Below are 13,438 nucleotides of genomic sequence, written 5' to 3'. Positions count from 1 at the left end.
TGAGGTAGCCCACTAGCATCGTGAGGTGTTAGTTAAAACTCGCCAAATTGCTGGGAAGCCCTAAAGCCCTTAAACCAAAGCGAAGTCTGAAAAGATAAGCGTAAAGGAGCGAGAGCAGAAAAAAGTTAAGGGATTTAATAAAAGCCGTAAGGCAGCTATTAAAAACAATGGGTAATCAGCAGCCAAGCCTCTATTTTAAAGGGGAAGGTTCAACGAACAGAGGGTGAGTATCTTCTTCCGCTTGGTAAATATGCCATAATTATAAATGTAAAAAGTTTTTTTACAGATATGGAGACTGGTGTTATTTACAAAGTGCAGAACCTTGAAAACGAAAGAGCGTATGTTGGGTGTACCCGAAATTTTCCACAAAGGATAGGTCAACACTTGTTGCTATCAAGTAGTGGAGACGAATCATTGAGATTTTACCCAGAGTTAAAAAAGTATCCTGAAAAATTTTACTTTCAGATACTAGAGTCTGGAGTAACTCTTTGTCGATTAAGGGAAAGAGAAAGTTATTGGATAAACAAGCTTAACTCTATTGAGTGCGGGTATAACGAATGTCTGTATAGTGGGAATGAAAAAATTTCTTTGATACAAGTCAATGAAATAAAGCTAATCCTCAAGACAGAGAAAACTAAGTTTTCCGTTATTGCAGAGTTTTTTAATATTGATGCCTCTACTATATCTGATATCAATTGTGGAAAAGCTTGGTACGATCCATCAATAACCTATCCAATCAGACGCAGCACTGTAAAACGAAAAAAACTCTCTATAGATGAGTTAAGGTTAATTCATGAACTGCTGTCTGACACAAATATCTCTTTCTCTGAGATAGCGGCAATGTTCGGATGGGAATCAGAATCTGTTATCAGAAAGATTAACGCAGGAATTTACTCTGTAAAAGTCTTGGATGATAATAGTTATCCAATACGCTCTATCGATTCAAGAAAAGGTTCAAGAAGATAATGGTATGTTCTAGCCCCACTCTGAAAGGATGGGTAGTTGCGTCATCTTTTTCTATAATCTTGCTTCTCGACAGCTAATGTCCGGTAGTGCTGACGTTTTCAAAATGATCAACCGGGACGAATTAAGTCACGTCCGTTTGTATCAGAAACTTATTCCCGAAGCCATGGCAATTTTTCCCCATTCTGTTGAACAGATTTATGAGATGTTCGATAGTGCCGTTAAACACGAATGTCGCTGGACTAATCACATTGTTGGCAACGACATTTTAGGTATTACCGAATACAGTACCGAACAGTACACCAAATACCTCGCTAATATTCGACTAAAAGCGATCGGACTTGAGCCTTTATACAGGGAAGAAAAGTATAAAAAAAGTCCCTATACCCATCTGGAACGCTTCTCCGATACCAAAAAAGAAGGCCACACCAAAGCTAACTTTTTTGAAGCAACCGTTACCAGTTATGTTATGTCTTCTGGCTTAACTGGATGGGATGAAATTTAAAATTTACAGGACAAGAATAACCCAATTTCTTACCATAAAGTGGCAACTTTGTCAAATATTTTGACAACTTTTGACCCTCTATTTGCCGGGGTTCAAGGTGCTTTTTGCTCCTTGGACTCGCTCAACTTTTAACGATCCCCACCGGTATCTCGGTAATTAGGGTTGGCTGAATAAATCTAAAAACCTTGTTGGATAAGGTTTTTAGATTTTTTTGACCTCAAAAAGTGCCAACCATTGGAGTGATTGGGGGGAAAATTTCTGGACTTTTTCCCTGAAAATTAGGTAATTGACCCCCTCAAAATCGGTAAAACCCTACACCCTACACCCTACACCCACGAAAAACTTTTTGCCGCAAACCCTAATTATGACGATTGCCATCATAATGAATTCTCGCCCCGGCCCATTGTAATTTTTCCTGTAGAGTCTGATAAAAAGAATAGCTTTCCCGCAGGATAATAAATTGGGCGAATTTTTCAGCTTTGGTAACTCCCACCCATTGCCCGGGCCAAATGGAAGTGGCTAAAGCGCCATCCATCCAGAGTTTAGTGTTTAATTCGTAGTCTCCCAGAGGCCAAATACTGACCAGAGATGCCGGGGGAATGACAATCGGCCGACTGGAGAGACTCAAGGGACAAATCGGGGTGACAGCGATCGCTTCCATGCCGGGGTGTATAATCGGACCATTAGCGGAAGCGGTGTAACAGGTGGACCCCGTGGGAGTAGCCACTAATAAACCGTCCCCTTGGTACTGATCTACTATTTCCCCGTCCACTTCAATTTCGAGGATCGAGGTGGGCATCCTATCGATACTAGCGGGTTTCACACACATCTCATTCAGGGCATAAAATGCCTCGCTCACTGCCTCTGGGTTTCTTTTATCCCCTTCATAGATTCTGGCCTTTAACATCATCCGTTGTTGTACCGCATAGTGATCGGATTGTAAACGCTCCCAGACCGTCTCCGTATCTTGGAAAATCTCAAAAGGTTCCGTTAAAAATCCCAGATGGCCGCCGACATTCACCGCTAAAATTGGAATGTCTTCGTGAGCTAAATAGCGAGTGGCGGCCAAAGTGGTTCCATCTCCGCCTAAAACGATGGCGAGGTCGATTTTTCCCGATGCTGAGGCTAAAAATACCGGATAGGGATTATCTTTAAAGCCACTGGGTCCCATTAAAACTTTACACTGACGGGCTTCTAACTGTTTAGCGCATTTTTCCGCCCATGCTTTACTTTGGGGATGGTTGGCCTTGTGAGCGATGATGACTTGTTTTAACTGCACGGAGTTGAGACCTTTTTCGGAGGTTCTATACTTTTAACAATACCAAGACTGGACAGATCGAGTGACAAGTAAAAAGTAAAAAAGAGGTTGGGGGAAGAACCTCGGCCTGACTGTAGCCAATTTGACAGAATTAATCGATAGATAAGAGTAAATGGAAGTAACTAGGATAAGCTCACAGGTTTTAGCAATCTTATCCCGTTTTTTCCCTGTAACTGCTGTATCTATGCGACTTTTACCGAATTATTTCCCTCAACACCCCTACCACTTAATTTCCAGGCAAGGTTATAATTGTATTAAGATGTGTAACAATTCTCTGGCAAGCTCTTGACAAAGGATAACAAATCTGATCTACCAAAAAACAGGAAAGGTTTTATTTCTATGACATTAATTCAAACCGCCCAATTATCGCTGGAAACCTCGGCTTTAGCCTTTTTTAAGCAGACAGAAGGACGCTGGCAATCCCAGAGACGTTATTACACCCTCACCCAAGAAACGGAACCCCAAGAAGTTATCAGCGCCATCGAGATTAAATATTTACCCCAAGGCAGCGAACCATTAATTCAACTTGCCCGTTTACATCATCTGGAAGATACAACTTTATTAGGTGGCACGGAAGTCACCTGGCAAAGTAATTATCTCCGTCCCCAGAGTAAAAAACCCTCCAACGGTTCGACTATATTCGGTATTTTAGATAATATTCTCTATCGCGATCGGGGATTTGCGACGGATAAACCCGTTAGCGCTATTTATACCTTTCCTAACCCCTCTACTCTCTGTCTGAGAACAGAATACGCCGGTTCTGTCTTTGAAGAAGAAATTAAACTCATCGGTCAACAATATCGCACCCGACAAACTATTATCTCTCGCGCCGGTCAAGAATTGATGATCGGTCAATATCTAGAAAAACGGGTCAATTAATCAAAAAAATGGCGGTTATTCCCAGAATTTTGACTTTTATCCTAGGAATAGGGCTGAAATCAAGTCAGCCCTTTCAATAACTCCCCTTTAAACCGGGGTTAAATTGTCTTGATTCTGACTAGCGAGAAACTTCTCTAATTCCGTAATCGCATCGGCATCGACTTTAGTTTGCATGGGACAGAATTTCGGTCCACACATCGAACAAAACTCCGCAGTCTTATAGATATCTGCGGGTAAAGTCTCATCGTGGTATTCCTTAGCGCGATCGGGATCCAAGGATAACTGAAATTGACGATTCCAATCAAAATTATAACGAGCGATGGAGAGTTCGTCATCACGATCACGCGCTCCTGGACGATGACGGGCGATATCTGCCGCATGAGCCGCTATTTTGTAGGCAATTAAGCCATTTCGCACATCTTCAGCGTTGGGTAAACCGAGATGTTCTTTCGGGGTGACATAACATAACATCGCCGTCCCGTACCAACCCGCCAGAGCCGCCCCGATCGCCGAAGTGATATGATCGTACCCTGGAGCAATATCGGTGACAAGGGGACCAAGAACATAGAAAGGTGCTTCGCTACACTCCTCCATCTGTTTTTTCACATTAAACTCAATTTGATCCATGGGAACATGGCCCGGTCCTTCGACCATCACCTGTACATCGTGTTCCCAAGCGCGGCGCGTCAGTTGGCCGAGGGTTTTCAATTCCGCTAATTGGGCTGCATCGGAAGCATCGTGGGTACAACCGGGACGCAGGGAGTCACCGAGACTAAAAGAAACGTCATAACGCTTGAAAATCTCGATAATTTCGTCGAAATGGGTGTAGAGAGGATTTTGCTTGTGGTGGTGTAACATCCACTTAGCAATAATACCACCGCCCCGGGAGACGATCCCGGTCAGACGAGTTTTAACTAAAGGCAGGTGTTCGATGAGGATTCCCGCGTGAATCGTCATGTAGTCTACCCCTTGCTGGGCGTGTTTTTCGATAATGTGGAGGAAATCTTCGGCGGTCAGTTTTTCAATATTACCGTGAACGCTTTCCACCGCTTGATAGATGGGTACAGTACCGATGGGGACGGGAGAAGCATTGATAATCGCGGTGCGAATTTCGTCCAAATTACCGCCCCCGGTGGAGAGATCCATCACCGTATCGGCGCCGTATTTGACCGCTAGGTGTAATTTTTCCAGTTCTTCGTTAATATTCGAGGAGTTAGGGGAAGCCCCGATATTAGCATTAACTTTACACTTAGAAGCAATACCGATCGCCATGGGTTCGAGGTTGAGGTGATTGATATTAGCGGGAATAATCAGTCTTCCTCGGGCGATTTCGCTGCGAATCAATTCGGGAGAGAGATTTTCCCGTTTTGCCACATACGTCATCTCTTCGGTAATTATCCCCTGACGGGCGTAGTGCATTTGCGATACATTTGCTTGTCCGCGCCGGGGGGCAACCCATTCTTGTCTCATAATTTTATTTCCTCTGTAAACAGCTTCCCTACGCTGGAATTACCCAGTCTCAGGTTCTAAGGGTCTTTCTCAGCCTGATTATCCCAGACACCCCTAGCTATGACGGCAATTGTATCACTGTTGAGGACTGAGGAGATCAAGCTTAAGATTGTTGTTTGATTAGGCAGTATTCAGGAGTCACTATTCAGTATTCAGTATTCAGTATTCAGTATTCAGCTTTTATTTATTATCCCATCTCCCCCGCTCCCCACTTCCCGCTCCCCCACTCCCCAATTCATAATTCATAATTCATAATTCATAATTCCCCCACTCCCCAATTCATAATTCATAATTCTGAACTTCCCCCATACAGAAATACTAAAAAATTAACAAAATCCTTACTACATGGAGCTTCTAAGAAAAAACTGAAAAGAGGCTACTGGGTACATTTTTCGCTTGAAAATGGCTGTACCGTTGACTGTATCTGGAGTAGAGCGATTCCGTAGAGTTGGCTGTATAGTGATCGCTAACCTGATTGTAACAGATAGTGTCATTAATCTCTAGAGTAAGCGATTCCCTCTGTAGCCATGTTTTTGCTGGTTTTCTGCCCCAAAACAAGCTATAATTGTCTAAAGGTCGAATTTGAAAAATTTTGCCTCAAACGCTATCTGCGTAAGGTTTTCAGGAGTTTGTACCCAGTAGTTTATTAGTATTACATTGCTTTAACTCAGGCTCTGTAAGACTTTTAGCCATAGCTAGTACATTTATACGGTGGAAGTTGAGATAATTCATAATTCATAATTCATAATTCATAATTCATAATTCCCCTACTCCCCAACCCCCAACCCCTTGCTGATTCGGAAAAAAAGGGCAGACAAAAGCCCACCCTAGGATTAATGATTATTCAATCAAACCTTAGACATCGTAGTAGAGAGAGAACTCGTAGGGGTGGGGACGTAAGCGCATCGGGTTAACTTCGTTATCGAGTTTGTAGGTGATCCAGTTTTGGATAAAGTCTTCGGTAAAAACACCAGAATCGGTCAAGAAAGCGTGATCTTTTTCGAGACTTTCTAGAGCTGCTTCTAGAGAACCGGGGGTAGAGGGTATTTTTGACAATTCTTCGGGGCTGAGTTCGTAGATATCCACATCAAGGGGTTCCCCGGGGTCGATTTGATTTTTAATCCCATCGATACCGGCACAGAGCATGGCGGCAAAAGCGAGGTAGGGGTTAGAAGTCGCATCAGGACAACGGAATTCTAAACGTTTGGCTTTCGGGTTGCTTCCCGATAAAGGAATCCGAATCGAAGCGGAGCGATTACCTTGGGAGTAGGCTAGGTTTACAGGGGCCTCAAAACCGGGGACGAGACGCTTGTAAGAGTTGGTGGTGGGGTTAGTTAAAGCTAAGAGCGCGGGAGCGTGTCTAAGCAAACCACCGATGTAGTGCAGTGCCATTTGGCTAAGTCCGGCGTATTTATCCCCAGCGAACAGGGGTTGACCATCTTTCCAGATAGACTGGTGAACGTGCATCCCAGAACCATTATCACCAAAGATGGGTTTAGGCATAAAGGTGACGGTTTTACCGTATTTCTTGGCCACGTTCTTGATGCAGTATTTATAGGTCATCAAGTAGTCGGCGGCCCGTACTAGGGTAGAGAATTTAATCCCTAGCTCGTTTTGACCACCGGTAGCGACTTCATGGTGATGTTTTTCGATGGGAACTCCGCAGTCGGCCATGGTTAAGAGCATTTCCGTGCGGATATCTTGAGAGGTATCGGTGGGACTAACGGGAAAATAACCCTGTTTGTAGGCGGGTTTATAGGCAAGATTTCCGTCTTTTTCGTCTTTACCGCTATTCCAACGACCTTCGACACTATCCATGTAGTAATAGCCCGAGTTGGCGGTTTGGTCGAAACGAGCGCTATCAAAAAGGAAAAATTCTGCTTCCGGTCCAAAATAGACGGTATCACCTAAACCGGTACTGCTAAGATAATCGAGCGCTTTCTGAGCAATAGAGCGAGGATCGCGGCTATACCATTCACCGGTTCTCGGTTCTTTGATGCTACAGATCATGCTTAGGGTAGGTTCCTTGTAGAAGGGATCGATCCAAGCAGTGGTGGGATCGGGAACCATGGCCATATCGGACTCGTTAATTGCTTTCCAACCGCGAATACTGGAACCATCGAAGGCAACACCATCGCTGAAAGAGCTTTCATCGATTTGATCGTAGTAGAACGAGCAATGTTGCCAGATACCAGGCATATCAATAAATTTCAGGTCAATAATCTTAATATTGTTGTCCTGAATCATTTTCAAGACTTCTTGTGGCGTTTCGGGCATGGAAAACTCCTTTGATGTATGGATCAGTTCTTAAGCTTCTCAAAAAAACCATCCTAAACAGTCACTTTGACCGTTTTTGTATTTTTCGATACAAAATCTTTGATCGTAGCTTGAAAAAATCTGTAATTTCCTTGTTCAGGTCGGTAATCGCCCGGAATGGCGATTTGCCTATCAGCTTCTACTGCCTCTTGCCACTCCTCAAGGAGGTTCGTTTGTGCAAACATTTGCCGTCTGGAGATTTTCTGTTCATTTAAAAGCTTACAGATTTTACCGAAAATCTGGGTTTAAGGTTCCCCGTCCTTGAGCTTAGGGCCGGACGGCTTTAACTACATATATGGGTCTATTTTTGAAATTTTAGCGTCAATGTTTATCCTAGAGTTTAACTTGAGGCTAAAATAAAACAATATCAAGCCCCAGACGATGCTATCCGCATCGCTTGATTGAGCAACGTCCAACAGAAAAAAATAAATAAAGCTTTTTTGGCAATAAGTAAGAGGTTGAGCTTGACTTATAGTGACAAATAAGTTAGGGTCATGGCCTACGAGAATCCCAGAATATCAGCGCGTCGATGGTTCGAGTCCCTATAAAAACAAGTTCGAGAGTTTGAATGCTCAGGGCGCTGCCAGAGCAGCAATGCCGACCCCTAGTTTAGAATGGGTTTGTAGGGGGAACGAAAATACTCAAGAATCTGATGGAAATTGGTAGTGCTAAACAAGTAATGATAAATCCAAAGAGGAATTATAGTGATGGATAAAATACTAGATCCCCCCCGATCCGTAGGGAATTTTGGACAATTAGGCATAGCGGAGAGACACTTGATTTTTAGCGACTATTCTATCATCATTACTTCTTGAGGACTACCGTAAAAAGCAAAAAGCGGCCAGGTTTGCCTTTTGCTCCCTCTTATCTATTCCTCTCGATAATTTTCACTCAAATCATGAAAAAACGCTTACAATGGCTAGGTTTAATCCTGATCACCCTGATAGGTGTCCTAGCTTTTCGTTCCCCGGCAATTGCCCAAACCCCGCGACATTTTACCGATTTAACTTTTCCTCCCCTTCCTGAAGTTACAGTTCCCCAATACGAGCGCTATCAACTAGATAATGGTATGGTGGTTTATTTAGTGGAGGATCGGAGCTTACCTTTAGTGAGTGGTACGGCGATGATTCGGACGGGAGGAAGATTAGAACCGGGGGAAAAAGTCGGATTAGCCGATATTACTGGAACCGTGCTGCGTAGCGGTGGCACAGAAAAACATTCTTCTAATGTCTTAAATCAATTATTAGAACAAAGAGCAGCCCTCGTAGAAACCTCGATCGATCTTAACTCTGGAACTGCTAGTTTTAACGCTCTTAGTGAAGATTTAGAAGCAGTTTTTAATCTCTTTGCCGAGGTTTTGCGTTCCCCAGCTTTTGAAAATCAGAGAGTGGAATTAGCCAAAGTTCAGGAAAAAGGGGCGATTGCCCGACGTAATGATGATCCCAGTGATATTGCTAGTCGGGAGTTTAAAAAGCTAGTCTATGGTGATAATAGCCCCTACGCTCGTACTGTAGAATATAGCACTTTAGCTAATATTGACCGTCAGGATTTAATTGATTTTTATCGTACCTATGTCCGTCCCGACCAAATAATTTTAGGAATTGTCGGTGATTTTGATTCTCAGTCGATGAAAGCATTAATCAATAAGACTTTTAGCGATTGGAAAAATCCCGCCACTACCCCTAAAATTGTCACCCCTTCGGCAACCCAAAAAAATCTTCAAGGTGTCTTTGTTGTCAATCAACCCCAATTAACCCAGAGTAGCGTTTTATTAGGTCATCTTGGGGGTCGTTTGGATAGTCCAGACTATCCCGCTTTAACGGTATTAAATGAGATTTTAAGCGGTTTTGGTGGTCGTTTATTTAATGAAGTGCGTTCCCGTCAAGGATTAGCTTATTCTGTCTATGGTATCTGGAATAGTCGTTATGATTATCCCGGTTTATTTATTGCCGGAGGTCAAACTCGCACGGATGCTACCGTACCTTTTATTAAGGCAATTTTAGGCGAAATCGAGCGCCTTCGCAATCAACCCGTTACCGCAAAAGAATTAGCAGATGCTAAAAATGCTATTCTCAATTCTTTTGTTTTTAAGTTTGAGAAACCCGCTCAAAATTTATCGCGATTGATGACCTATGAATACTATGGTTATCCCCAAGATTTTATTTTCCGTTATCAACAAGCGGTAAAAGGGGTGACAATTGCCGATATTCAACGAGTGGCCCAACAATATCTACAACCGAATCAAATTGTGACTCTTGTGGTGGGTAATGAACAGGAAATTCAACCTCCTTTATCCAGTTTGGGAACTACGGTTAAAACTGTTGATGTCACCATTACAAAACTATAAATAAATCTAGGTTGGATTGAGCTAAACTAGGTGAAATCCAACCTAGAAAAATTAGATAAATATAGCACGAGATATGGCTTTACAACTCACCATAAATTATCCTGAAAATTTACCCGACTTTCTTCAAAAAAACCGCGAGGAATTCGAGAGAGAAGCAACCTGGGCTATGGTAGTAAAACTCTTTGAGATGAAACGTATTTTATCGGGTATAGCTGCCAATTTATTAGGAGTGGATAGGGTTAATTTTTTATTGAGATTGACCGATTTTGGCGTAGGGATGATTGAATTGACAGAAGAAGAACTATTATAGCGTTTTTCAGTCTGCTGAGGTACAAAAGTTATGGGTTTTAGGCAAAAGGCAAGAGGCAAAAGTCAAAAGGGAAGAAAAATATGTGTACCTCACTAGCTTAGGAAACGCTATATCAGACTTTGAAAATGCCTAAAACTGAAGGTGACGTATTGCTAAATTACAGCCCTTCTCGTAAAAAAAAGTATAACCTAATTTGGTATTGACTCCTGACTGCTGACGACCGACTCCCCAAAACGAAAACTTCCTATCTCACCATTGAGATAACTGCTGTAACTATTTTGAGATAACTAAGGCTATCATTGAGGAAAGTTACTGTTGAGATTCCTGATTAGTTTATTAATTTTTGTGTTAAGTACCTAGACAATTAAACCCCTTAGAGATAGGGTAATCGTGGCTGAGTTGGCTATTATATAGTTTTGTAAATAAATATCAAACTCAAGGATTTTTGAAGATGGTATGTCGCTAAACTGAAAGTATAAAGTACAGAGGTAAAAATACTTACGATGCTATTACAAGATGTTGCGAGAACCTCTAGAGAACAAGCATTAATTCTGTGGTTTGAAGAAGTAGACAGCAAAGATGTGGGATTAGTCGGTGGGAAAAACTCCTCATTAGGCGAAATGATCCAACAATTAACCCCAAAAGGGATTAATGTACCCACAGGATTCGCCACCACCGCTTACGCTTACCGTCACTTTGTCGAAAAAGCCGGACTAGACGCACAATTAAGACAAATTTTCCAAGATTTAGACGAAAACGATGTGCAGAACCTGCAAGAAAAAGGTAAACAAGCACGCACATTAATCCTCAATACACCGTTCCCCGATGATTTAAGTCATGCGATCGCTATTGCCTATCGCCGACTCTGTGAACGTTATGGCGATGATCTCTATCATTCCATCGATGTGGCCGTTCGATCGAGCGCCACCGCCGAAGACTTACCCGAAGCGAGTTTTGCCGGACAACAGGAAACCTATCTCAACGTGCAAGGGGTGAGGGGAGTTTTAGAAGCTTGCCATAAATGTTTTGCCTCTTTATTCACCGATCGCGCTATTTCCTACCGTCATCATAACGGTTTCGATCACTTTGCCGTCGCCCTTTCCGTCGGTGTCCAAAAAATGGTGCGTTCAGATCTAGCCACCTCTGGGGTGATGTTTTCCATCGATACGGAAACAGGGTTCAAAAATGCCGCTTTAATCACGGCAGCCTACGGTTTAGGGGAAAATGTCGTGCAAGGAGCCGTTAACCCCGACGAATATCTGGTTTTTAAACCCACTCTTAAAAACGGTTACAAACCCATCCTCGACAAACGCCTCGGCAGTAAAGCGATCAAGATGATCTACGATGATGGAGGATCGCGTCTAACCAAGAATATCCGAGTTAACAAGCTAGAACAGGATCAATTCTGCATTAATGACCAAGAAATCCTTACTTTAGCCCGTTGGACAGCCCAAATCGAGGAACATTACTCGCAAGTGCGCGGAACCTACACCCCCATGGACATCGAATGGGCAAAAGATGGGATCACGGGAGAACTCTTTATCGTTCAGGCCCGTCCAGAAACCGTACAATCACAAAAAGCCGCTAATATCCTTAAATCCTACGAGATTAAGCAAAGAAGTCAAGTTTTAGCGGTGGGACGGAGTGTAGGTGCGGCAATCGGTCAAGGAAAAGCCAGAGTTATCCTCAGTGTAGATAAAATCAACAACTTTAAACCGGGAGAAGTTCTCGTCACCAATCGCACGGATCCCGACTGGGAACCGATTATGAAACAAGCAAGCGCGATCGTTACTAATCAGGGTGGTCGTACTTGCCATGCCGCTATTATCGCACGAGAAATGGGCATTCCGGCGATCGTGGGTTGCAATAATGCCACGGAAACGATTAAAACCGGTCAGGAAGTCACCGTTTGCTGTGCGGAAGGGGATGAAGGGAAAGTTTACCTCGGATTGCTACCCTTTGAAATTCTTGAAACTCCCCTGGATAATTTGCCCCAAACTCGGACAAAAATCCTCATGAATATCGGTAATCCCGAAAAAGCCTTCGCTTTTGCCGATATTCCTGCCCAAGGGGTCGGTTTAGCCCGTCTAGAATTCATTATCGCTAACCATATTCAGGCCCACCCCAGCGCCTTGCTGAAATTCCACGAATTGGAAGAAGGAGACGTAAAAGACCAAATCGCCGAATTAACCAAACACTACGAGGATAAACCCCAATTTTTCGTCGATAAATTGGCCCGGGGGATTGCCATGATTGCAGCCGCATTTTACCCCAAAGATGTAATTGTGCGGATGTCTGATTTTAAATCCAATGAATACGCTAATTTATTGGGGGGCAAACCCTTTGAACCCAAGGAAGAAAACCCGATGATCGGTTGGCGCGGCGCTTCCCGTTATACTGATCCTAATTATCGCGAGGCTTTCGCTTTGGAATGTCGGGCGCTGAAAATGGTCCGCGAAGACATGGGATTAACTAATGTGATTCCGATGATTCCTTTCTGTCGTACTCCCGAAGAAGGGATGAGAGTCCTCGAAGAAATGGCGAAAAATGGTCTCGAACGCGGGGTTAATGGTTTGCAAGTTTATGTGATGTGTGAGTTACCAAGTAATGTAATTCTTGCCGACCAATTTGCTCAGGTGTTTGACGGATTTTCGATCGGTTCTAATGATTTGACCCAATTAACCTTAGGATTAGATCGGGATTCTGCCCTAGTTGCCCATCTTTTTGATGAACGGAATGAGGGAGTTAAACGCATGGTGAAAATGGCCATTGAAACCGCTAAAGCCCATAATCGCAAAATTGGTATCTGTGGTCAAGCCCCCAGTGATTACCCCGAATTTGCTCAATTTTTAGTGGAATTAGGCATCGATTCCATCAGTCTTAATCCTGATTCTGTCCTCAAAACTTTATTGATGGTGGCAGCAGTGGAGAAAGGACAATAGTTTAGTGACAAAGGTGGGCAAGTCCCACCTTTTTTTATCTTGGTATAAGTAATACTAAATCCGTCGAGTATAGGCTACATATCAGGACAGGCACTCAGGCAAAAGGGAGAATAAATAATCAGTTTTTACTAACCAGATTTAGTATTAGATATTGACAGATAATTAATTAAAATTCCCAACAGTGATTAGCATCCTTTAACGCGGCTTTTCCCGTCGATAATTGAATGAAATTTCTCAAAGAAATAGAGCAAAATAAGATAGTAATTTCTTCTAAAATCAAGGAAAGTTTTTGATTATCACCAGAGGATAAAGAGCGATTCACCAGTTGATAACATTCATAGATTTTCAA

Annotated in this window: 10 protein-coding genes, 1 pseudogene and 1 riboswitch; of the genes and pseudogenes, 6 read left to right on the top strand and 5 right to left on the bottom strand. The window is 42.9% G+C overall.

Features of this window, described 5'->3' with window-relative positions; genetic code table 11:
* Positions 1 to 288 precede the first annotated feature (288 nt).
* Both N0824_RS06525 and N0824_RS06520 read left to right on the top strand, forming a co-directional pair.
* Positions 289 to 966, top strand: a complete 678-nt coding sequence (locus N0824_RS06525) for a GIY-YIG nuclease family protein (protein ID WP_108936167.1) — start codon at positions 289 to 291, stop codon at positions 964 to 966.
* A gap of 43 nt (positions 967 to 1,009) precedes the next feature.
* A pseudogene (locus tag N0824_RS06520) lies at positions 1,010 to 1,468 on the top strand (ribonucleotide-diphosphate reductase subunit beta); the annotation flags it as partial.
* Between the two features lie 358 nt (positions 1,469 to 1,826).
* Here the strand turns inward: N0824_RS06520 and N0824_RS06515 are convergent.
* Positions 1,827 to 2,747, bottom strand: coding sequence for an NAD(+) kinase (locus N0824_RS06515; protein ID WP_108936166.1), 921 nt, complete (start codon positions 2,745 to 2,747; stop codon positions 1,827 to 1,829).
* Positions 2,748 to 3,125: 378 nt separating this feature from the next.
* Between N0824_RS06515 and N0824_RS06510 the strand changes: the two genes are divergently transcribed.
* Entirely contained in the window at positions 3,126 to 3,665 is a 540-nt protein-coding gene (locus tag N0824_RS06510) for a phycobiliprotein lyase (protein ID WP_024969782.1), read from the top strand.
* 87 nt (positions 3,666 to 3,752) lie between these two features.
* On the opposite strand, the gene thiC is transcribed toward N0824_RS06510, so the two are convergent.
* The 3 genes from thiC to N0824_RS20925 form a co-directional block, all read right to left on the bottom strand.
* The gene (thiC, locus tag N0824_RS06505; RefSeq protein WP_046660835.1) at positions 3,753 to 5,135 is read right to left on the bottom strand and encodes a phosphomethylpyrimidine synthase; all 1,383 of its coding nucleotides are present in this window, start codon (positions 5,133 to 5,135) and stop codon (positions 3,753 to 3,755) included.
* 8 nt (positions 5,136 to 5,143) lie between these two features.
* Positions 5,144 to 5,240, bottom strand: a riboswitch (TPP riboswitch).
* A 789-nt stretch (positions 5,241 to 6,029) separates the two neighbouring features.
* Positions 6,030 to 7,451 (bottom strand): type I glutamate--ammonia ligase, encoded by a 1,422-nt coding sequence (gene glnA / locus N0824_RS06495; protein ID WP_108936164.1) that lies wholly within the window; start codon positions 7,449 to 7,451, stop codon positions 6,030 to 6,032.
* Between the two features lie 53 nt (positions 7,452 to 7,504).
* The gene (locus N0824_RS20925) at positions 7,505 to 7,675 is read right to left on the bottom strand and encodes a hypothetical protein (RefSeq protein WP_199224888.1); all 171 of its coding nucleotides are present in this window, start codon (positions 7,673 to 7,675) and stop codon (positions 7,505 to 7,507) included.
* Positions 7,676 to 8,388: 713 nt separating this feature from the next.
* Here N0824_RS20925 and N0824_RS06490 point away from each other — a divergent pair.
* The 3 genes from N0824_RS06490 to ppsA all read left to right on the top strand — a co-directional run bounded on the left by N0824_RS06490 (position 8,389) and on the right by ppsA (position 13,089).
* Positions 8,389 to 9,837 carry a pitrilysin family protein gene (locus N0824_RS06490; RefSeq protein WP_108936163.1) on the top strand — a complete coding sequence of 483 codons (1,449 nt, stop codon included), beginning with the start codon at positions 8,389 to 8,391 and terminating at the stop codon, positions 9,835 to 9,837.
* A gap of 73 nt (positions 9,838 to 9,910) precedes the next feature.
* Entirely contained in the window at positions 9,911 to 10,147 is a 237-nt protein-coding gene (locus N0824_RS06485) for a UPF0175 family protein (protein WP_108936162.1), read from the top strand.
* 503 nt (positions 10,148 to 10,650) lie between these two features.
* The gene (gene ppsA / locus N0824_RS06480) at positions 10,651 to 13,089 is read left to right on the top strand and encodes a phosphoenolpyruvate synthase (protein ID WP_108936161.1); all 2,439 of its coding nucleotides are present in this window, start codon (positions 10,651 to 10,653) and stop codon (positions 13,087 to 13,089) included.
* A gap of 166 nt (positions 13,090 to 13,255) precedes the next feature.
* On the opposite strand, the gene N0824_RS06475 is transcribed toward ppsA, so the two are convergent.
* Positions 13,256 to 13,438: a hypothetical protein gene (locus N0824_RS06475; RefSeq protein WP_108936160.1), complete on the bottom strand. Its 183-nt coding sequence runs from the start codon at positions 13,436 to 13,438 to the stop codon at positions 13,256 to 13,258.

The sequence above is a fragment of the Microcystis sp. 0824 genome (genome assembly GCF_003112475.1).
In the GTDB taxonomy this organism is placed as follows: Bacteria; Cyanobacteriota; Cyanobacteriia; order Cyanobacteriales; family Microcystaceae; genus Microcystis; species Microcystis aeruginosa_C.
The sequence above is the reverse complement of the archived record's forward strand: the minus strand, read 5'-3'. Positions and strand labels throughout refer to the sequence as shown.

Excerpts from the sequence above, each read along its gene's own strand:
- N0824_RS06525 (WP_108936167.1), top strand. The coding sequence starts at position 289 with ATGGAGACTGGTGTTATTTACAAAGTGCAGAACCTTGAAAACGAAAGA.
- N0824_RS06510 (WP_024969782.1), top strand. The coding sequence starts at position 3,126 with ATGACATTAATTCAAACCGCCCAATTATCGCTGGAAACCTCGGCTTTA.
- thiC (WP_046660835.1), bottom strand. The coding sequence starts at position 5,135 with ATGAGACAAGAATGGGTTGCCCCCCGGCGCGGACAAGCAAATGTATCG.
- glnA (WP_108936164.1), bottom strand. The coding sequence starts at position 7,451 with ATGCCCGAAACGCCACAAGAAGTCTTGAAAATGATTCAGGACAACAAT.
- N0824_RS20925 (WP_199224888.1), bottom strand. The coding sequence starts at position 7,675 with ATGTTTGCACAAACGAACCTCCTTGAGGAGTGGCAAGAGGCAGTAGAA.
- N0824_RS06490 (WP_108936163.1), top strand. The coding sequence starts at position 8,389 with ATGAAAAAACGCTTACAATGGCTAGGTTTAATCCTGATCACCCTGATA.
- N0824_RS06485 (WP_108936162.1), top strand. The coding sequence starts at position 9,911 with ATGGCTTTACAACTCACCATAAATTATCCTGAAAATTTACCCGACTTT.
- ppsA (WP_108936161.1), top strand. The coding sequence starts at position 10,651 with ATGCTATTACAAGATGTTGCGAGAACCTCTAGAGAACAAGCATTAATT.